16 protein-coding genes, 1 tRNA gene and 1 pseudogene are annotated in these 20,163 nt (G+C 65.6%); 2 read left to right on the forward strand and 16 right to left on the reverse strand.

Going from position 1 to position 20,163, the window contains the following annotated elements:
• Positions 1 to 11: 11 nt before the first annotated feature.
• The 11 genes from atpA to rho form a co-directional block, all read right to left on the reverse strand.
• Positions 12 to 1,646 (reverse strand): F0F1 ATP synthase subunit alpha, encoded by a 1,635-nt coding sequence (gene atpA, locus BJF89_RS06145; protein WP_075813408.1) that lies wholly within the window; start codon positions 1,644 to 1,646, stop codon positions 12 to 14.
• A gap of 72 nt (positions 1,647 to 1,718) precedes the next feature.
• On the reverse strand, positions 1,719 to 2,537 hold the full coding sequence (locus tag BJF89_RS06150; protein WP_075813166.1) for a F0F1 ATP synthase subunit delta: 819 nt from the start codon (positions 2,535 to 2,537) through the stop codon (positions 1,719 to 1,721).
• A gap of 5 nt (positions 2,538 to 2,542) precedes the next feature.
• Positions 2,543 to 3,100, reverse strand: a complete 558-nt coding sequence (locus BJF89_RS06155) for a F0F1 ATP synthase subunit B (RefSeq protein ID WP_075813168.1) — start codon at positions 3,098 to 3,100, stop codon at positions 2,543 to 2,545.
• Positions 3,101 to 3,165: 65 nt separating this feature from the next.
• Positions 3,166 to 3,408, reverse strand: coding sequence for an ATP synthase F0 subunit C (locus BJF89_RS06160; RefSeq protein ID WP_038547733.1), 243 nt, complete (start codon positions 3,406 to 3,408; stop codon positions 3,166 to 3,168).
• A gap of 92 nt (positions 3,409 to 3,500) precedes the next feature.
• A complete protein-coding gene (gene atpB / locus BJF89_RS06165; protein ID WP_075813170.1) occupies positions 3,501 to 4,301 on the reverse strand; it encodes a F0F1 ATP synthase subunit A in 801 nt (266 codons plus the stop codon).
• A 309-nt stretch (positions 4,302 to 4,610) separates the two neighbouring features.
• Positions 4,611 to 5,069, reverse strand: a complete 459-nt coding sequence (locus BJF89_RS06170; protein ID WP_186314542.1) for a hypothetical protein — start codon at positions 5,067 to 5,069, stop codon at positions 4,611 to 4,613.
• A 34-nt stretch (positions 5,070 to 5,103) separates the two neighbouring features.
• The gene (locus tag BJF89_RS06175) at positions 5,104 to 6,279 is read right to left on the reverse strand and encodes an MraY family glycosyltransferase (RefSeq protein ID WP_075813172.1); all 1,176 of its coding nucleotides are present in this window, start codon (positions 6,277 to 6,279) and stop codon (positions 5,104 to 5,106) included.
• Between the two features lie 2 nt (positions 6,280 to 6,281).
• The gene (locus tag BJF89_RS06180) at positions 6,282 to 6,956 is read right to left on the reverse strand and encodes an L-threonylcarbamoyladenylate synthase (RefSeq protein WP_075813413.1); all 675 of its coding nucleotides are present in this window, start codon (positions 6,954 to 6,956) and stop codon (positions 6,282 to 6,284) included.
• 56 nt (positions 6,957 to 7,012) lie between these two features.
• Positions 7,013 to 8,005 carry a HemK/PrmC family methyltransferase gene (locus BJF89_RS06185; protein WP_075813174.1) on the reverse strand — a complete coding sequence of 331 codons (993 nt, stop codon included), beginning with the start codon at positions 8,003 to 8,005 and terminating at the stop codon, positions 7,013 to 7,015.
• 7 nt (positions 8,006 to 8,012) lie between these two features.
• Positions 8,013 to 9,089, reverse strand: coding sequence for a peptide chain release factor 1 (gene prfA / locus BJF89_RS06190; RefSeq protein ID WP_075813415.1), 1,077 nt, complete (start codon positions 9,087 to 9,089; stop codon positions 8,013 to 8,015).
• A gap of 1 nt (position 9,090) precedes the next feature.
• Positions 9,091 to 11,013: a transcription termination factor Rho gene (gene rho / locus BJF89_RS06195; protein ID WP_075813176.1), complete on the reverse strand. Its 1,923-nt coding sequence runs from the start codon at positions 11,011 to 11,013 to the stop codon at positions 9,091 to 9,093.
• 569 nt (positions 11,014 to 11,582) lie between these two features.
• Between rho and BJF89_RS06200 the strand changes: the two genes are divergently transcribed.
• Entirely contained in the window at positions 11,583 to 13,361 is a 1,779-nt protein-coding gene (locus BJF89_RS06200; protein ID WP_075813417.1) for a long-chain fatty-acid--CoA ligase, read from the forward strand.
• A 41-nt stretch (positions 13,362 to 13,402) separates the two neighbouring features.
• Here BJF89_RS06200 and thrB read toward each other — a convergent pair whose 3' ends face one another.
• From thrB to argS, 5 genes and pseudogenes are all read right to left on the reverse strand, one after another.
• Positions 13,403 to 14,380, reverse strand: a complete 978-nt coding sequence (gene thrB / locus BJF89_RS06205) for a homoserine kinase (RefSeq protein WP_075813419.1) — start codon at positions 14,378 to 14,380, stop codon at positions 13,403 to 13,405.
• On the reverse strand, positions 14,380 to 15,462 hold the full coding sequence (thrC, locus tag BJF89_RS06210) for a threonine synthase (protein ID WP_075813178.1): 1,083 nt from the start codon (positions 15,460 to 15,462) through the stop codon (positions 14,380 to 14,382). The genes thrB and thrC overlap by 1 nt, the downstream gene beginning before the upstream one ends.
• Positions 15,462 to 16,787: a homoserine dehydrogenase gene (locus BJF89_RS06215; protein ID WP_075813180.1), complete on the reverse strand. Its 1,326-nt coding sequence runs from the start codon at positions 16,785 to 16,787 to the stop codon at positions 15,462 to 15,464. Before BJF89_RS06215 ends, thrC begins: the two co-directional genes overlap by 1 nt.
• A 66-nt stretch (positions 16,788 to 16,853) precedes the next feature.
• Positions 16,854 to 18,256 (reverse strand): annotated as a pseudogene (gene lysA, locus BJF89_RS06220) (diaminopimelate decarboxylase).
• Between the two features lie 9 nt (positions 18,257 to 18,265).
• A complete protein-coding gene (argS, locus tag BJF89_RS06225) occupies positions 18,266 to 19,942 on the reverse strand; it encodes an arginine--tRNA ligase (RefSeq protein ID WP_075813182.1) in 1,677 nt (558 codons plus the stop codon).
• A 100-nt stretch (positions 19,943 to 20,042) separates the two neighbouring features.
• Between argS and BJF89_RS06230 the strand changes: the two genes are divergently transcribed.
• Positions 20,043 to 20,115 (forward strand) — tRNA-Arg (locus tag BJF89_RS06230).
• The last annotated feature ends 48 nt before the right edge of the window (positions 20,116 to 20,163 follow it).

The following is a 20,163-nucleotide window of genomic DNA, read 5'->3' on the forward strand; positions in this document are numbered from 1 at the left end:
GTTACCCGCGCCTACTTCTTGCGGGAGACGGTGATCTGGGACTGATCGAGATCTTCGTCGGCCAGAGCCTGAGCCTCGGGCTCGTTGATGACCGGGGTTCCGTCGGTGGACTGGAAACCGCGCTTGAACTCGTCGGTGGCGGACACGAGGGTCTTCTTCGAGTCGTCCGACAGCGGGGTGCCGCCGTTGATCTGCTCGTAGACCCCCGCGTTGTTGGCGTGCAGGTACTCCCACAGCTCAGCCTCGAAGCGGCGGACGTCCTCGACGGCAACCGAGTCGAACTCGCCCTCGCCCGCGAGGAAGATGGAGACCATCTGGTCCTCGACAGCCTGCGGTTCGGTCTCGCGCTGCTTCAACAGCTCGACGAGACGCTCGCCACGCTCCAGCTGAGCCTTGGAGTACTCGTCCAGGTCGGACGCGAAGGCCGCGAAAGCCTCGAGGTCGCGGTAAGCGGCGAGGTCCAGTCGCAGGTTACCTGCGACCTTCTTCATGCCCTTCGTCTGGGCGTCGCCACCGACACGTGAGACGGAGACACCGACGTTGATGGCAGGACGAACGCCCTGGTTGAACAGGTCGGACTCCAGGAAGACCTGTCCGTCGGTGATAGAGATGACGTTGGTGGGGATGAACGCTCCGACGTCATTGGCCTTGGTCTCGATAATCGGCAGAGCGGTCATCGAACCGGCGCCTTCCTCGTCGGACAGCTTCGCTGCACGCTCCAGCAGACGGGAGTGGAGGTAGAAGACGTCACCCGGGTATGCTTCGCGGCCCGGCGGGCGGCGCAGCAGCAGGGAGATGGCTCGGTAGGCCTCAGCCTGCTTGGTCAGGTCATCGAAGATGATGAGGACATGCTTGCCCTCGTACATCCACTGCTGACCCAGGGCCGCGCCGGCGAACGGTGCGAGCCACTTGAAGCCGGCGGAGTCGGAGGCCGGGGCTGCCACGATGGTCGTGTAGTCCAGGGCGCCCTGCTCCTCCAGGGTCTGACGCAGCGAGGCGATGGTCGAGCCCTTCTGGCCGATCGCGACGTAGATGCAACGCACCTGCTTCGTCGGATCCCCGGACTCCCAGTTCTCACGCTGGTTCAGGATGGTGTCGATGCAGACGGAGGTCTTGCCCGTCTTACGGTCGCCGATGATCAGCTGACGCTGACCGCGGCCGATCGGGGTCATGGCATCGATGGCCTTGATGCCGGTCTGCATCGGCTCGTGCACCGGCTGCCGCTGCAGCACCGACGGTGCCTGCAGCTCCAGTGCACGGGTCTCGGTGGACTCGATGTCTCCGCGACCGTCGATGGGCTGACCCAGGGGGTTGATGACCCGGCCGAGGAAGTTCTCGCCGACCGGGACGGACAGGACATCGCCGGTCCGCTTGACTTCGTCGCCTTCCTTCAGCGACTCGTAGTTGCCCAGCACCACGACGCCGATCGAATCGGTCTCGAGGTTCTGTGCGACTCCGATGACGCCGCCGGGGAACTCAAGCAGTTCGTTGGTCATCACGGAGGGCATGCCAGAAACCTGGGCAATGCCGTCCGCTGCCATCGTAACCACGCCGACCTCCTCACGGGAGGCCTCCGCGGAAGTGCTTGAGGTGTAGTTCGCAATCGCGCTACGGATCTCATCGGAGGAGATCGTAAGCTCCGCCATGTTCTTCCTGCTCTCGGTATCGTCTTCCAGCATTACGTGAATTATCTTGTCGATCGAGGTTCTATCCGGGGGCTAGGCCAGTGCCCGACGCATGCGCTCCAGCTTGCCAGCTGTGCTGCCGTCAATCACTTCGTAGCCGACCCGGATGACCGCTCCACCGAGGAGGCTGGTGTCAACCTCGGAATGGACGGACATCGCGGAACCGTAGATCTTCTCCAACTTCTGGCCCAGTGCCTGCTCCTGTGCCTCCGACAGCGCAGCGGCGGAACGGACGCGGGCAACGCGGCGTCCATCCAGGCCAGCTGCGAAATCGCACAGTGCGTCAAGGTCCTCGACCGGACGGGCGACGGGACGACCGACCACCTGAAGCGCGAGGGCCTCGGTGATGGCGCTGACGTGTCCGTAGAGGACCTTCGCCAGCAGTTCCCGACGCTTCTCGCCGGACGCAAGACGGTCCGCCAGCAGCATCTCCAGTTCCGGCTCCCGTTCGAGGAGACGCGCAACGTCGAAGAGTTCGGTGGCGACCTTCTCGCGCTGGCCCTGCTCATGGGCTGCACGCAGCAGGGCACGGCGGCCCAGCTCGACCAGCCCGTGGCGCAGGTCCCGGGTGTTGGACCAGGTGCCCTTGACGACCTGCGAGACAGTCTCGCGTGTCGTGTCGGAGACCTTGTCCGCCAGCAGCCCGTCGGCCAGTGCGGCGCGACGGTCGGCCGGAACAGTCTGGTCCACCAACGCCGTGCGCAGGGACCGGTCGCTGTCCAGGAGGTCTGCGACCTCGAACAGCTCGGAACCGGTGGCTGCGCCGGCGGCGGCGGTGTCGGTGGCACCGGACAGTGCACCGTCCAGCGACTCAGTCAGCTGGTCCAGGGTTGTTCTGCTCGCTGCGTGCACGGGCCTCACTTCCCCGATCCGACGCTGTCGAGATCAGCGAGGAAGGAGTCGATCGTACCGGAACGCTTGACGTCGTCCGACAGCTGGTCGCCCAGCAGTCGCTCGGCGAGGTTGATGGAGTTCTCCCCCATCTCCTTACGCAGATCGGAGACGACGGCTTCGCGCTGTGCGAGCAGCTGCTTGTTGCCGGACTCGATGATGCGGTTGGACTCGTCGGTCGCCTGCGTCTTCATGTCAGCGATGATCTTCTGACCCTGTGAGCGGGCGTCGTCGCGAATCTGGGAAGCTTCGGTGCGGGCCTCGGCCAACTGCGCGTTGTACTTCTCCAGCGCGGCCTTGGCCTCGTCCTGTGCCTGCTCGGCACGTGCGATGCCACCCTCGATCTGGTCGGTGCGGTCAGCCATGACCTGCTTGACCTTGGGAAGAACGAACTTCCAGAAGATCACGAAGATGATGATGAAGCTGACGAGGGACCAGACGATGTCATACGACTTGGGGAGCAGGGGGTTGATCTGCTCCTCCATCGGCAGCTCTTCGGCTGCCAGAATGAGGTAGTTCGTCATAGTCTCCAGCTTTCGCTCTTGAGTGTGAAGGTCTTGTCACAGTGCTCCCTGCGGAGCACCGCACACTAGAACAGGAAGCCGGCGACCAGGCCGATGAGGGCGAGGGCCTCGGTGAAGGCGATACCCAGGAACATCGTGGTACGCAGCTGGCCGGCCATCTCGGGCTGGCGAGCCATCGCCTCTGCGGTCTTACCGACCAGGATACCGATACCGACGCCGGGGCCGATGGCAGCGAGGCCGTAGCCGATGGTGCCGAGACCCTCGAACTTGGTGGTGGTGTCCTGGGCGAGGAGCAGCAGGTCGTTCATTAGGATTCCGTTCCCTTTCGTGGTGCCCCACCCGAGTCCACTGTCGTGGTTCCGGTAGGCGGGGCGAGAATGTTATGTGTGGATGTCGGGGGTCAGTGCTCGTCCGCGTGCAGTGACTGCTCGATGTAGACCGCTGTCAGCAGGCTGAAGATGTAGGCCTGCAGGAAGATGATCAGCATCTCGAACAGAGTGAAGGCGATGGCGGCGACGAGTGTTCCTCCGGCCAACAGCGTCCAGCCGTTGAGCTGCCAGAAGAAGAAGTTCGTGGCGCCGAACAGCAGCACGAGAACAATGTGGCCGGCCAGCATATTCGCCATGAGACGGATGGTCAGGGTGACCGGCCGCAGGACGAAGGTGGAGAAGAACTCGATCGGGACGACCAGCACGTGCAGTAACGGGGGCAGGTTCGGGATGACCACGGAGGACTTCACGAACTTGCCGAAGCCGTAACGCTTGGCACCGGCGTAGATCATGGCGACGTAGGCCACCGCCGCCAGGACGATCGGCATGCCGACCCTCGCATTGGCGGAGACGTTCAACGCCGGAATGATCGCAGGCAGGTTACCGATGAGGACCACGAAGAAGATGGTGCCGATGATCGGCAGGAACCGCCGGCCCTCCTTCTTCCCCAGGATCTCTTCGGCGATGTGCACACGGACGAAATCGACCGCGTACTCTGCAACGTTCTGCGCACCCCTCGGGATCAGCTTCGGCTTACGGAAGGCATACAGAAAAAAGGCCGCCAGGATGACGATCATCAGAAGACGGATGATCATCAGGCGGTCTACTGCAAAGATGCCGTTCGCGAAATCACTGAACCAGAGCTGGCTGGGATCCACTTCCCCCGGGAAGAATTCATGCTCCATAGAAGGCGCGTGGAATTCGCCCTTCATGGCCAAGGTTGTAACGCTCAGCGTTCTCTCCCGTGGTTTGGGCCGCGTGATTGTGGTCAGGCGGTGCGATGGAGGATGTCAGGAGTTCCCGGAACCGTGGACTCCGTCGCACATCCGCACGGTACCGGGGGTGATATACCAGGCTTACTCGCGGGCACGCGTGTCTACACGGGACCGCCTACCTGATTACCCGCAGGAGAGCATACCAGCCGTCCGCGCAGGTGCGCGAACCAACTCCCCCCCGCTCCCCCACAACAGACGGCACTCCCCGCCCCGGTGCACGCGTTCACCCCCGGATCACACCTCAGGTCAGACGTTGGTGACGTTCGTCCGGATGATACCGATCGTCTCCGCGCCAAGTGCGACGACCAGCGCAGCGATAACCGTGACGCCCATCGCCGTATGGTCGAAGAAGTCCATCTCGCGGAGTACGAGGAGAATACCGAGGACGACCACGATCTTGATCAGCCACGATCCCAGGGTGACGATCATCGTGGTCTGCGGTGAGGTGTTCGAGGTCAACAGCACTACGGCCACCGTCGCCAGGACGAATCCGCCACCGACGGCCGCCCCGATGAGGACACCCCACAACCCCTCGAGACCACGGAAGTTCCCCCACAAGGCCAGGGAGATCACAGTGATCACCAGGAGACCGACGGCACCCGACCGGGCCGCGTTCAGCAGCGGGCGTCGGTGGTCCGCCAGGTCCCCGTCGGACTCGTTGATATCCGGGAGATTGTTCGTCTGCTCGCTGTTCTGCTCAGTCACGCGCTACAGCCTAGCCGTCCCCCACGCCAGTGGCCTACCCGGATGCCGCAGCATGCCGGTGCTCGCCGCGCTCGCGCCACAGAGGAACGGCCGTGAACGCCGTCGCCAGGAGTATCGCGAGACCGAAAACGATCGCAGCGATCGGGAGCGGCAGCACCGTTGACCCCACAGCACCCAACGCCACGACGCCGACCCAGCTGTACAACACCAGAACGACCTGCTTCTGCGAGTGGCCGAGCCGGAGAAGACGGTGGTGGAGGTGCTGCTTGTCGGGCGCGAACGGGCTCTTCCCCGCCTTCAGCCTGCGCACCACAGCCATCAGGAGGTCCAGCATGGGGATGAACAGGGCGGCGATCACGACGAGCACCGGAGTCATCAACGCCAGGAAGTCGGCCGGGCCGTACAACGCCATGTTGATCCGTCCGGACGCCGACACGCTCGCCGCGGCAAGCAGCAGGCCGATCAGCATCGACCCGGAATCCCCCATGAAGATCCGCGCGGGAGAGAAGTTGTGCGGCAGAAATCCCAGGCACACGCCCAGCAGACCCGCTGAGATCATCGCGGGCGGGTAGGCGCTCACCGTACCGCCCTGGTCGTGCAGGATCGTCAGTGAGTAGATCAACAGCGTTGTCGCCGCGATCGCTCCGAGACCGGCCGCCAGACCGTCAAGCCCGTCCACGAAGTTCATCGCGTTGATGATGGCGACGGTCAGGAGCGCGGTCAAGAGCGTTGACTGGACCTGGTCGAGAATTAACGTGGTGCCGCTTCCGAACGGCGAGTAGATCAGGTACCACGACAGCCCTGCCAGACTCATGACCACCGACCCCGCCACCTGGCCGCCGAGCTTCAACACCCACGAAATGTCGAAGAGGTCGTCGACCACTCCGACGATCACGATGACGAACGCAGCGGCGACGACCGCGACCATGTCCGGGGTCACCGGCGGGAAGCCCCGGTTCAGCGCCGGCAGCTGGTTGGCGACAAGTACGGCGACGACGAAACCGGTGAACATCGCCACCCCGCCGAGCCGGGGGGTCGGCACCGTGTGCACGTCCCGTGAACGCGGTGCTGCCAACCGTCCGAACCTGAGCATCAGCATCCGGATGATTCCGGTGGTCAGGTACGTGGTGACCAGGCCGACGAGGAGGATCAGTGCCAGTTCCCGGAAAGGCACACCCACCCCGGACCAGGACGCCGCGTAGAGGTCCATCCTCAGTGCCCCTGTGCTGAGCCGTCGTCGAGGAGAGCGGCGGCCGAGATCCCGAGCACCTCGCCGACCCGGTCGGCACCGATGGCGCCGTCGCGCAGGATTCGGGGCCGGTGCCCGGAGAGGTCGACGATTGTCGACGCTGTCCCGATGGAAGCTTCGCCGGCGTCGAGGTAGACCGAGACCGAGTCACCGAGCTGCTCACGTGCCGCCCCGGCTGTGAGTGCCGCCGGGCTACCTGAGATATTGGCGCTGGACACCGCCATCGGCCCGGTCTGCTGGAGGAGTTCGATGGCCAACGGATGCAGAGGCATGCGCAGCGCCACGGTCCCCCGCGTGTCCCCGAGATTCCACGGGAGACTGGGGGCCTGGTGGGTGACGATGGTCAGTCCACCGGGCCAGAACGCCTCGGTGAGCAGCCGTAGTGGCTCGCTGTAGTCACGGACCAGCCCGGCCACCGTGTCCCAGGAGCCGATAAGCACGGGCACCGGCATATCGGGGCCACGGTGTTTCGCACGCAGCAGCGCTGCCACGGCGTCATTGTCGAACGCATCGGCGCCGATGCCGTAGACGGTGTCGGTGGGGGTGACGATCAGCCTCCCCGCCTTCACGGCGCTGAGCGCCGCCGCAACGCCGCTTTCCCGGCCTTCGTCGTCAGAACAGTCGTAGGTCTGTGCCATCGTCTGCGCCGTCCGTCCCTTCATCTCGTTGTGCCACTAACTCTGACCCGTTCACTCTAGCCCCGTACCGGGCGATGTCCGGGATCGCGGTGCACCTGCCCGCTGACGAACCGGTCCCGTCCCACGAGATCACGGTGCTGTACCAGGTCCGAGATGCCGGCTCCGGCGAGAAGCTCCCGGACAGCCTTCCCCGTCGAATCGTCGTGCTCGACGGCGACTGCCGCGCTGGAAGCCGCAACCAGTTCGATGGTCCCGGCCAGAGGACGCATCAGAGTCAGCCCGTCCTCCCCAGAGAACACCGCGTCGTGGGGGTCCCGGGCCACCTCCGGCGACACGGCGGTGCCTTCCGGCACATACGGAGGGTTGGAGGCCACGATATCGGCGGAGTTGACGAGCCCGAGCCCCACAATATCCGCCGACGATGAAACATCGGCCCGGTGGAAGGACACCTCTATCCGGGCGTCGACATGTCCCTGTTCGACCCAGTGCCCGGCGTTCCTGCGTGCCAGTTGCACTCCCTCGTCGGTGACCTCGAGGCCGACGATCCGCACAGAGACCGTGTCCGGGATCCCCCTGAGACTCAACTCATGGGCCACCCCCAACGCGATCGTGCCAGGTCCGCTGCACAGGTCGACAACGGTCAGAGTCGGTTCCAGCAGTCGGGAGAACAGTCCGTGCTCCCGACGCGACACACGGCGCTCCGCCTCCGTCGCCACCCAGTCGATGAGAAGATCGGTTTCCGGACGGGGGATGAACACCCCGGGAGCGACTGCGAGGTCGATACCCATCACTGATCCGTGTCCGAGGATCCACTGCAGGGGTTCCCTGGCGATCCGTCGCTGCAACAGCCCGGTGAACGTGGCCGGCACGGTGTCCCCTCCCCGCATGACCAGGTCCAGCGGGGAGACCGACGTTCCGGTCTCCCATCCCAGGGCCGCCGCCATGAGCACACGAGCATCATGTGCCGCGGACTCCACTCCGGCCTGCGCAAGAGCCGGAACAGCCTCCCTGAGCGCCGCCGAGACAGTGCTCGCGCCACTGAGTGCCACCGTGGACCTACTCCCCTGCTTCCAGCCTGCTCTGACGTTCCGCCTCACTGAGTGCACCGAAGAGCGCGTCGAGGTCGCCGTCCAGGACAGCGTCGAGGTTGTTCGCCTTGTAGCCGATGCGGTGGTCCGAGACCCGGGACTCCGGGAAGTTGTAGGTACGGATGCGCTCAGAGCGGTCCATCGTGCGGATCTGGGCTGCGCGTCCTTCCGCAGCTGCGGCGTCCGCCTCCTCCTCCTTCATCTGCTGAAGACGGGCGGCGAGCACCTGCATGGCACGCGCGCGGTTCTGGATCTGGGACCGTTCTTTCTGACAGGTGACCACGATGCCTGTCGGCAGGTGGGTGATACGCACCGCTGAATCGGTGGTGTTCACTCCCTGACCACCCTTGCCGGACGACCGGTAGACGTCCACCCGGATGTCCTTGTCGTCGATCTCGACGTCTTCGACCTCGTCGGGCTCCGGGTACACCAGAACGCCGGCGGCAGAGGTCTGGATCCTCCCCTGCGACTCGGTCACCGGGATGCGCTGGACTCGGTGAACACCACCCTCGTACTTGAAGACGCTCCATGCACCGTCGCGCCCGGGCTGCTTCGCCCGCACGGACATCGTCATGTCCTTCACGCCACCCAGATCCGTCTCGTTGACATCGAGGATCTCGAAGGTGAAGCCGTGCCGTTCGCCGTACCGCTGGTACATCCGGGCGAGTTCCCCGGCGAACAGCGCGGCCTCTTCGCCGCCCGCGCCCGACTTGATCTCCATGACGACGTCTTCACTGTCGTGGGGATCGCGGGGGGCGAGCAGGTCGGTGAGCTTCTCTTCGAGTCCAGGCAGCTCCGCGGCAAGCCGGTCGGCCTCGTCGGCGAAGTCAGCGTCCTCGTCCGCCATCTCCTTCGCCGCCTCGTAGTCGTCGCGGGTCTCGACGAGCTTGTTGTAGGTCTGGATGACCGGCTGGAGTTCGCTGAACCGCTTGGCCACGCGCCGCGCTGCCGCGGCGTCATTGTGCAGTTCAGGGTCAGCGAGCTGCATCTCAAGACCCTGGTACTCAGAGAGGATGTCGTCGACCTTCGACGGCGATCCCGCCAACTCACTCATCGTCGTCCTCCCCTGCCAACGGCGCCGACGAGGCGATCTGCAGCATGAAGTCGCGGTTGGTCTTGGACTTCCGCAGCTGCTTGAGCAACAGGTCGATAGCGGCCTGAGGATCCAGCGCGGAGAGGATCCTACGCAGTTTGTGCATCAGGCGGGCCTCGTCGGGCCCCAGCAGGAGATCGTCCTTGCGTGTTCCGGACGGGTTGACATCGACGGCGGGGAACATGCGACGCTCCGCGATCTTGCGGTCCAGCTTCAGTTCCGCGTTGCCGGTTCCCTTGAACTCCTCGAAGATCACGGTGTCGCCGGCCGAACCGGTCTCAACCATCGCCGTAGCGATAATCGTCAGCGATCCACCGTCCTCGATGTTGCGGGCCGCACCCAGGAAACGCTTCGGCGGGTACAGGGCGTTCGAGTCGACACCACCGGAGAGGATACGGCCGGATGCAGGTGAGGAGTTGTTGTACGCACGGCCCAGGCGCGTGATCGAGTCGAGGAGCACGACGACGTCCTTGCCCTGTTCCACCAGCCGCTTCGCACGTTCGATGGCGAGTTCCGCCACGGCGGTGTGCTCGTTCGGGGGACGGTCGAACGTCGAGGCGATGACCTCACCACGAACGGAACGTTGCATGTCCGTGACCTCCTCAGGACGCTCGTCGACGAGGACGACCATGAGGTAGCACTCCGGGTTGTTGACCGTGATCGCGTTGGCGATGTCCTGGAGGATCGTGGTCTTACCGGCCTTGGGCGGCGACACGATCAGCGCACGCTGTCCCTTACCGATCGGCATGATCAGGTCGATGACGCGGGTGGTCAGAACCTTCGGCTCAGTTTCCAGCCGCAGCCGCTGGTTCGGGTACAGCGGGGTGAGGTTGTTGAACTTCGGTCGCTGCGCCGCCTGGTCAGGAGCCAGCCCGTTGACGGTCTCTACGGCATGCAGCGGGGTGTACTTCTGGCGGTTGCGTCCCCGCCCCCCGCCTCCGGCCTGCTGGGCCTTGGCGCCGGGCCGGATTGTGCCGGTGACCGCGTCACCGTGCCGCATCCCGTACTTACGCACCATCTGGATCGGCACATACACGTCGGTGGAACCGGCGTGGTAGCCGGTGGTGCGGATGAACGCGGTGTTGGCGTCAGCGAAGTCCAGGATGCCGGCGACCGGCGTGGGTGGCTCGTTGTTGCCGCCACCGTTGTTCTGGTTCTGGTTGTTCTGGCCGCCCTGGTTGCCACCCCGGTCGCCGCGATCGCCCCGGTTGTTCCTGTTTCCGCGGTCGTTGCGGTTACGTCCACCACGGTCGTCGGCGTTCTGCTGGTTTCCCCGGTTCTCCCGGTTCTCCTGGTTTCCCCCCTGATCCCCTTTACCTCTGTTCCGCCGGTTCCTGCGGTTCCTGCGTCCCCGACGGCCACCCTCCTCGTCGCCGTGCTCGCCCCGGTCATTCCGGTCATTCCGGTCGTTGCGTTCAGGCCGGTCGTTCCGGTCGTTGCTGTCGTGCTCCCCTGAGCCCCGCCCCTCCGCATTGCCGGTGTTGGCAGCGCTCTCAGAGCTGTCAGCGTTCTTTCCGTTGTTCACGTTCTCCACGTTGTCCGCCGTCGACTGGGGTGCCTGCTGTTCTTTCCTACCTGCCCTGTCCTGCCTGTCGTTCCTGTCCTGCCCAGCTGGTCCGGCGGTCTCCTCCTTCGCTCGTGCAGAGGCAGATTCCTTCGCCGGGGCTTTCGCCGCTCCGGCAGGCGCCGAGGCCTGAGCCCCTGCGGGACGGCCAGTGCCGATCCCCGCGCTGGCGATGGCGGAGACCAGCTCGCCCTTCCTCATTCCGGAGATCCCCCGCAGACCCTGCGATGTCGCGATCTGCTTGAGTTCCGCCAGTTTCAGGGAGGCAAGCCCGTCGTTCTGTGCCCGGGAGACGATGTCCGGCAAAGTCACAGGTGTCCTTTCGGTTCACCTCCCCCTGCTGTCGACCGACGGCGGTAACCGAAGGACGAACCCCGCCACACCGGGTGTGCACGCCCGACAGGCGTCCACAGTCCCTTACAGCGGCAGAACAACGGAAGGTGACGTGCTCTTGTGAGTCGTCGATATGTGGAACGGATACCACGGTGCGCGCGGGCAACAGGTCCGGCATCTCGTATGCCGACTACTGTCGTGAAGCCCCGGTACCGGAGCAGACGATCACGCCCGGTAGATAATGCTGTCGGGGCAGTGCTCCCGCGTGGATTCCCGTGAATCCGGATGACCGTCCACCGTCTCGGACCGGTTCACGACTCTGACTTCTCAGGGCCGACGGGATGGCGGTGGTCGGTTCTCGGCACCAATGCTACCACCCGGCCGCCCGGGTATCCCTAATCCGCGCCGGCGTGCCGGTGTCCCGGCGGCCATGCGACCATGCGCCGACCCCGTCCCCTATCCTTGGTGACATGGACGGCACCCACCGCACAGAGCCCGGTCACACGACCGGCCCCGCCCCCAGCACCGCGCCCCTCACGTCGTCGACGATGCGCGAGTTCCCCCTCACCATGGCCTCCGTGCTCGAGTACGGACGAGTGGTTCACGGATCCACGACGGTGCGTACCTACTACGGGGAAACCCCCGAGGACACCACGTTCAGTGAGATAGGGGGTCGCAGCGCCGCTCTTGCGCATGCACTCTCCGATATTGCAGGTGTCGGCCCCGGGGACCGCGTCGCGACGTTCATGCCCAACATCACCGAGCACCTGGAGTCGCTGTTCGCGGTGACGTCGATGGGTGCGGTACTGCAACCGCTGAACTCCAACCTCGTCGCCGACCAGCTCGTGCACATCATCAACCACGCCGGTGACCGGGTGATCATCGGTTCGCCCCGCCTGTCTCGACGGCTGGCCCCGGTGATGCCGGACTGCCCGGAGATCCACACGGTGATCGTCACAGGCACCGGTGGTGCCGAAGCGCGGGACGACCTCCACGCGCTCCTCACCGAGGCTGGCCGGGGGGACATCACCGTCCTCAGCTACGAGGAGATCCTCGACGGGTACGCCACCACGTACACCTGGCCGGAGGTCAGCGAGACCGCTCCGGCTGCTCTGCTGTACTCCACCGGCTCCACCGGCGCACCCAAGGGGGTGGTGTACTCCCACCGTGCGATGTGGTTGCACGCGATGAATCTCCGCACCCCCGACTCCTTCGGCATCCGTAACGGTCACAGCTTCCTCTGTACGGTCCCTGTCTTTCACGTACTGAGCTGGGGTGTACCGATCGCCGCCTTCATGGCAGGCACACCGCTGGTCTTCCCCGGCGGAGTTGCCGGTCCCACGCACCTGGCACATGTCATCGCCGACTCGATGCCACGGATGGCACACGGCGCTCCCAGCGTCTGGATGCAGCTCGTCGTGCACTACCAGCACACACCACCGGAGAAGATGAGTCTGCAGGAGATCATTTCCGGCGGTGCGCCCGTGCCCCCCGCGTTGATTGACGCCTGGGAGGAACGGTACGGCGTCGACATGATCCATTCCTGGGGGATGACGGAGACGGGACCGGTGGGCACGGTCGCCCGTACCCCGGTGGGGGTCGGCGGCGCGGCGCGACGCCGCTACCGCGACAGCCAGGGGCGGTTCCCCGTCGGGATGGAGTTCCGTGTGGTGTCTGAGGACGGCTCTCCGCTGCAGCCCAACGACCGGTCAAGCGGTGAGATACAGGTCCGCGGCAACTGGGTCACCACCGACTACCACCACTCTCCCGCATCGGCCGCGGGCGGTGCCGCACACGTGTTCCGCGGCACGGACGTCGATGATTCCGATGACGCCGCCGAACGCTTCACCGACGATGGCTGGCTGCGCACCGGTGACATCGGGACGATCACCCGGGACGGGTTCCTCACCGTACACGACCGGCAGACCGACACCATCCGGTCCGGAGGAGAGTGGATCTACTCAGCGATCCTGGAGAACATCGTCATGGAGTCCGACATGGTCGCAGAGGCCGCGGTCATCGGTGTGCCCGATGAACGGTGGGGCCAGCGTCCCCTCGCCGTGGTCGTGACGATCGCGGGCGTCGAGCGCGACCGGGACACCGCGGAGACACTCGCTGCGGCCGTCGCCGACAAAGTGCCCCGCTGGATGGCGCCGGAGTACTGGACCTTCGTCGACCGGATCGACAAGACGTCGGTCGGCAAGTTCGACAAGAAGGATCTCCGCGCGCACCTGGCGTCCGGGGAGTTCGACGTGATCAAACTGCGTAGTCCTGGGGAACCGAAACCGGACGACGCTTCCGACGACACGCCCCCGGAGACGTCGTAGGGGGTTGCCGGGAAAGTCGTCCCAGGCCCGCTTCCGGGCTGTCAGTCGACCTCGACCGAAGCTCGTCGTCCGATACCGGTCTCCAGGACGGCGATCCCCCTGCCCCTGGCCTCTTCCAGCAGCGGAGCATCGACAGCGGTCGTCGACAGGACCATGACCGTCGGCCCGGCCCCGGACAGGAAGGCCGGGAAACCCAGGTTTCGCAGTCTGTTGACCCACTCGGTCGTGACCGGCAGAACCTCCGCGCGGTACGGCTGGTGCAACCGGTCGCGTGTAGCCTCCCACAACAGTTCAGGGTACGAGCTCAGTGCCAGGGGCAGAAGTGCAGCTCGGGACACATTGAACCGGGCGTCCTGGTGGGACACATCGCTCGGCAGAACCCTGCGTACCGCCTCGGTCGACGCGTGGAAGTCCGGGATCAGTGCGGTCGCGGAGATATCCGGGTGCACGGGGACGGCGACGGCGTGGTATTCCGGGGCGCTACGGCCGTCGACCGGGATATTGGTCCAGGAGACCACTCCCCCGCCGAGGACACACGCGGCAGCATTGTCGGGGTGCCCCTCGAACGCCGACGACAGCTGGATCAGCGTATCGTCTCCCAGCGCACCGGTGGGGTGGTCTCCGCCCGCGAGACCGCTGGCGGCCGCCACGCCGGCGACCGCGGCCGCCGCCGAGGATCCCAGGCCGCGCGAGTGCGGAATGCTGTTCCGGCACACGATCCGCAGGCCCCCGACGCTCACGCCCGCCTCGTGTAGACCGGCACGCAGCGCACGGACCACAAGGTGCCGCTCGTCGAGAGGGACCTCGCCCTCGCCTTCACCGTGCACGGTGATGTCCAGACCGGCGTCGGTCGACTCCACCTCGACGGTGTCATACAGCCCGACGGCGAGACCGAGGGTGTCGAAACCAGGACCGAGGTTCGCGGTGGACGCCGGTACGGTCACCGTCACCCTGCGGCCGGGGGCGACCGTCCGCGTCGGTGCCTCGGCGCCACCTGTGCCCGCAGTCGAACCGGACATCATGCGAGGTCCAGTGCCTCAGCGACCGCATTGGTGTCGACGTCGATCGGGGTCGGCTCCGGCATCTCGCTCAGCGCAGTCGTCGGATCCTTCAACCCGTGACCGGTGACGGTGCACACGATGCGCTGCCCCTTGTCGATCTTCCCCTCAGCGTGGGCGGCCAGCAGGCCGGCCACCGACGACGCCGACGCCGGCTCGACGAAGACACCTTCGCGGGCGGCGATGAGACGGTAGGCCTCGAGGATCTTCTCATCCGTCGCGGCACGGAACTCTCCGCCGGACTCCTCCTTGGCCGCCACCGCCTGGTGCCAGGACGCCGGGTTGCCGATGCGGATGGCGGTGGCCACGGTCTCGGGTTCGAGCACCGGTTCACCGCTGACCAGTGGCGCAGCACCCACGGCCTGCACACCGAGCATCACCGGTCGCTTCGTCGACAGGCCTGCCTCGGCGTACTCGGAGTACCCCTTCCAGTAGGCGGTGATGTTCCCCGCGTTCCCCACCGGCAATGCGTGGATGTCGGGGGCGTCGCCGAGCGCGTCGACGATCTCGAAAGCGGCGGTCTTCTGCCCTTCGATGCGCATCGGGTTGACCGAATTCACCAGGGCGATCTCCGGGAAGTCGGTGGTGGTCTTACGCACGAGCTCCAGGCAGTCGTCGAAGTTTCCGCGGACCTGGATGATCCGGGCTCCGTGCATGACCGCCTGGGAGAGCTTGCCCTGGGCGATCTTGCCCTCGGGGATCAGCACTGCCGAGGCGATCCCGGCCCGCGCTGCGTAGGCGGCGGCCGAGGCCGAGGTGTTGCCGGTGGAGGCGCACATCAGCACTTTCTTGCCGGCATGGACGGCGTCCGTCACGGCCACGGTCATCCCGCGGTCCTTGAACGAACCGGTCGGGTTAGCTCCCTCGACCTTGAGCCAGACATCGCACCCGGTGATCTCTGAAATGTGGTTCGCCCTGATCAGCGGGGTCCCACCCTCGTTGAGGGTCACCGGCTCCCAGTCCGCGGCGAAGGGCATCCAGTCACGGTACTCGTTGATCAGGCCGGTCCAGTGGTGGAGCACCGGGGTGCGCTTATCGGTCATCAGTTGCCTTCCATTCGGATCACGCTGTTGACGGCCTTCACGGCGTCAAGGTTCTTGAGGTTGTCCACCGTCGACTCGAGGTCGCTTTCGGCGGCGTGGTGGGTGATGACGACCAGTCGTGCCCCGGCGTCGCCCGCCTCCTCCTGCCGGACGGTCTTCAGCGACACACCCTGCACGGAGAATGTCGAGGCGACCTCCGCCAGCACACCCGGGCGGTCGTCGACGACCATGTCGACGTGGTAGCGGGTGCGTACCGACCCGAAATCGCCGACAGGCAGGTTGGCGTAGGTCGACATGCCCGGGGCACGTCCACCGTGCACGATATTGCGCGCGGCAGCGACCACGTCACCGAGCACCGCAGATGCGGTGGGGGCACCGCCGGCGCCGTTACCGTAGAACATCAGGCGCCCGGCGTACTCTGCGACGACGAAGATCGCGTTGAAGGACTCGCTCACACTGGACAGCGGGTGGTCCAGCGGAATCAGCGCCGGGTAGACCCGTGCGGAGACGGACTCCTGCCCCTGGTCGTCGACGAGCCGCTCACAGATGGCAAGCAGCTTGATGGTGCAGCCGGCGGCCTTGGCTGCCTCGATGTCTGCGACGTTGATCGAACGGATTCCCTCGACATGCACGTCATCGCTGCCGACCGGGGAATGGAACGCAAGGTTCGCCAGGATCGCAGCCTTGGACGCGGCGTCGTAGCCGTCCACGTCGGCAGAGGGGTCCGCCTCGGCGTACCCGAGGGCGGTGGCCTCGGCAAGCATCTCGTCGTAGGACGCACCACGCTTGTACATCGCGTCGAGGATGAAGTTCGTGGTGCCGTTCACGATACCCATGACCTGGTTGACCCGGTCCCCTGCCAGGGAACGGCGCAGCGGTCCGACCACGGGAATCGCCGCGGCGACGGCGGCCTCGAAGAACAGGTCGGCCCCGGAGGAGTCTGCAGCCTCGGACAGCTCGCCGGCGTGCGCGGCGACCAGCGCCTTATTCGCCGTCACCACGGACTTGCCGGCACGCAGTGCAGACAGCACGACGGTCCGCGGGTAGTCGATACCACCGATCACCTCGATGACCAGGTCGATGTCCTCGCGGTTGACGAGCCCGAAGGCATCATCGGTGAGGAGTTCGGCGGGCACACCCGGGCGGGGCTTGGACAGGTCAGACACGGCGATCCCGCGGACCTCGATCGGCCCACCGGTGCGGGCGGTGAAGTCCTGCGCGTCGTCCTGGAGGATCCGCAGAACCTCGGTGCCCACGGTTCCCATACCCAGCAGCGCTACGCCGACGGTGGGCGCGGCGGCATTGTTGTCAGCCTGATCAGCCATTACTCTCCCGAAGTTGTCTCGTGTGGGGTCTGTCATGTGAAAGTTCGTTTTCCCGATGATAAACCATCAGAAATTCTCCAGCGCGAGCACGTCCTCTACCGTCTCCCGGCGGATCATCACCCGGGACTCCCCGTCTGCCACGACAACCACGGGTGGACGGGTCATCATGTTGTAACGGGAGGCCATCATGTAGCAGTACGCACCCGTGGCGGGTATGACGAGGAGGTCACCCGGGGCGATGTCGTCGGGCATCAGGCGTCATTGATCAGGATGTCACCGGACTCGCAGTGACTGCCGACCACCCGGGTGGAGACAAGCTCTCCGGCAGCCAACCGGTTCGCCAGGCGGCAGTCGTATTCCGCCTGGTACAGCGCCGGCCGGATGTTGTCGCTCATCCCCCCGTCCACGGAGATGTAGCGACGGACCGTGTCGTCGGCGGTATGGACGTCCTTGACCGTACCGACCCGGTAGACGGTGACGGCAGACGGTCCGACCACGGCACGACCCGGTTCGACATTGACCACCGGCGCGCTGACCCCGTAGGACGCCGCCTTCGTCGCGACGCGGGACAGGAGGTCACCGGCGACCTCCTCGACGTCGAGCGCCTCCTGGTCCGGGGTGTAGGCGATTCCGTAACCGCCCCCGAGGTCGAGGACGTCCAGGGCCGACACATCGGCGTCCGCGGTGTTCTCACCGCTGACCAGACGGGCCCAGAGCCCCAGGAGACGATCCGCCGCCAGTGCGAAGCCGTCGGCCTCGAAGACCTGGGAACCGACGTGGCAGTGCAGGCCCCGCAGCCGCAGTCCGTCGGTGGACAGGCACGACAGGCAGGCGTTCTCCGCGGAACCCGACGCCAGCGAGAAACCGAACTTCTGGTCCTCGTGGCTCGTGGCGATGAACTCATGGGTGTCGGCGTGAACCCCCGGCTTCACCCGCACGAGGACGTCCTGGATCCGTCCTTCCCGCCGGGCGATGTCGGCAACCCGTTCGATCTCGATGAGCGAGTCGATGACGACAAGTTCGACCCCGGCCCGCACCGCGGCGGTGATGAACTCGTGGTTCTTGTTGTTTCCGTGCACGGTGATGCGCTCGGACGGGAAACCGGCGGCCAGCGCGACGGCAAGTTCACCGTGACTGGCCACGTCGAGTGCGAGCCCCTCCTCGTCGACCCACCGGCAGACTGTGCGTGACAGGAAGGCCTTGGACGCATAGTGCACCCGCTCGCCGCCACCGAATGCATCGGCCAGACGTCGGCACCGCGCACGGAAGTCGGCCTCGTCCATGATGAACATTGCCGTGCCGTACTGGTCTGCCAGGTGTGTGACGCGGTTACCGGCGATGGCCAGTTCGCCGTCCTCAGTCCGCCCGGATGAGGCCGGGAACACATGGGCCGGGATCTTGTTGAAGTCCTCGAGGGTCTCGGTCCGCTTACGCAGCGGAACCTGAGGGAGGTGAACGTCGGGATCCATGGAGTCGGGTCACATCCTCTCTGGGGCAGAGACGCCGAGCAGTCCAAGGGCGTTGGCGAGGACGCGACGGGTGGCATCCGCCAGCGCCAGCCGCGCCAGGAACACCGGAGCGGTGGCGTCCCCTGTCGGTTCGTCGGACTTGGGGAGAATCTGGCAGGAGTCGTAGAAGCGGTGGAAGGTTCCCGCCAGGTGCTCGGCGTACCGGGCGATACGGTGAGGCTCACGCAGTTCCGCGGCTGTGGCCACGACACCCGGGAACTCACCCAGAGTGCGGATGAGATCGCCTTCACGGTCGTGGTCGAGCAGCGAGAAATCGAGTGTGGACAGGTCCTCCGGAAGACTCACGCCGATGTCAGCGGCCTTACGCTGCAGCGAGCACAGGCGGGCGTGGCCGTACTGGACGTAGTAGACCGGGTTGTCGCTGGTTTCGCTCGCCCACAGGCCCATGTCGATGTCCAGTGACGAGTCGACGGAAGTGCGGATCAGGGCGTAGCGGGCCGCATCCACCCCGATCGCCTCCACCAGGTCGTCGAGTGTGATGACCGTGCCGGCACGCTTGGACATGCGCACGGCTTTTCCGTCACGCACCAGGTTGACCATCTGGCCGATGAGCACCTCGACCTGGTCGGAGTCGTAACCGAGCGCGGACGCCGCGGCCTTCAGCCTGGCGATGTATCCGTGATGGTCGGCACCGAGCATGTAGATGCACAGGTTGTGCCCACGGTCGATCTTGTCGGCGATGTAGGCGATGTCGCCGGCGATGTAGGCGGCGTTTCCGTCCGACTTGATGACGACCCGGTCCTTGTCGTCGCCGAACTCCGAGGAACGCAGCCACCACGCGCCGTCAGCCTCGTAGAGGTTGCCGTTCTCCTTCAGCGTGACGATCGCCTTGTCCACGGCGCCGGAGTCGAAGAGCGCATTCTCGTGGAAGAACACGTCGAACTCCGTGCCGAACTCAGCCAGCGTCTGCTTGATATGTGCGAACATCAGCTCGACACCCTGGGAACGGAAGAGCTCCTGGACCGTGGCATCGTCGTGGTCCGCCCAATCCGGGGTCGCCTCCATGATCTGGTTGGCGATGTCGGAGATGTACTCTCCGCCGTAACCGTCCTCCGGGGCAGGTTCGTTCTTCGCCGACGCCACCAGTGAGCGTGCGAAACGGTCGATCTGGGTGCCGTGGTCGTTGAAGTAGTACTCGCGGGTCACCGCAGCGCCGCGGGCGGTGAGAATACGGCCCAGCGAGTCACCGACGGCTGCCCACCGGGTGCCTCCGAGGTGGATCGGGCCGGTGGGGTTGGCGGAGACGAACTCCAGGTTGATGCGCTGGTCTGCGTAGTCGTCGCCGGTACCGTAGGAGTCTCCGGCCTCGATGATGTCCGCGACAAGCTTGCCCTGGGCGTCGGCGGCGAGCCGGATGTTGATGAACCCGGGGCCGGCGATGGACGCCTCATCAACACCGTCGACGCGGCTGAGCTCGTCAGCCAACCAGGCCCCGAGGTCGCGGGGGTTTGTTCCCGCCTTCTTCGCGGTCTGCAGTGCGATATTGGTGGCGTAGTCACCGTGTTCCGGGTTTCGGGGACGCTCGACGGTAGCCGGGTCCGGCGCGACAGTGGGGTCGAGATCATGCTCCGTCAGGACGGTGCGGGTGGTCTCGGTGATGATGGAGGCGAGTTCAGCTGGAGTCACAACCCACGAGAGTAACAAGGAGGGGTGAACACACCGCGAATCGCGTCCCGTGCGGGGGTTTTGCGGTGCCGTGGACCCACGGTGCTATAGTAACCGCATTGCCTCCGTAGCTCAGGGGATAGAGCACTGGTTTCCGGTACCAGCGGTCGGACGTTCGAATCGTCTCGGGGGCACATCCTGCGGCCCGGCCACCATCATTGATGGTGGCCGGGCCGTTTTCT

This window comes from Corynebacterium sp. CNJ-954 (genome assembly GCF_001942345.1).
Classification (GTDB): domain Bacteria; phylum Actinomycetota; class Actinomycetes; order Mycobacteriales; family Mycobacteriaceae; genus Corynebacterium.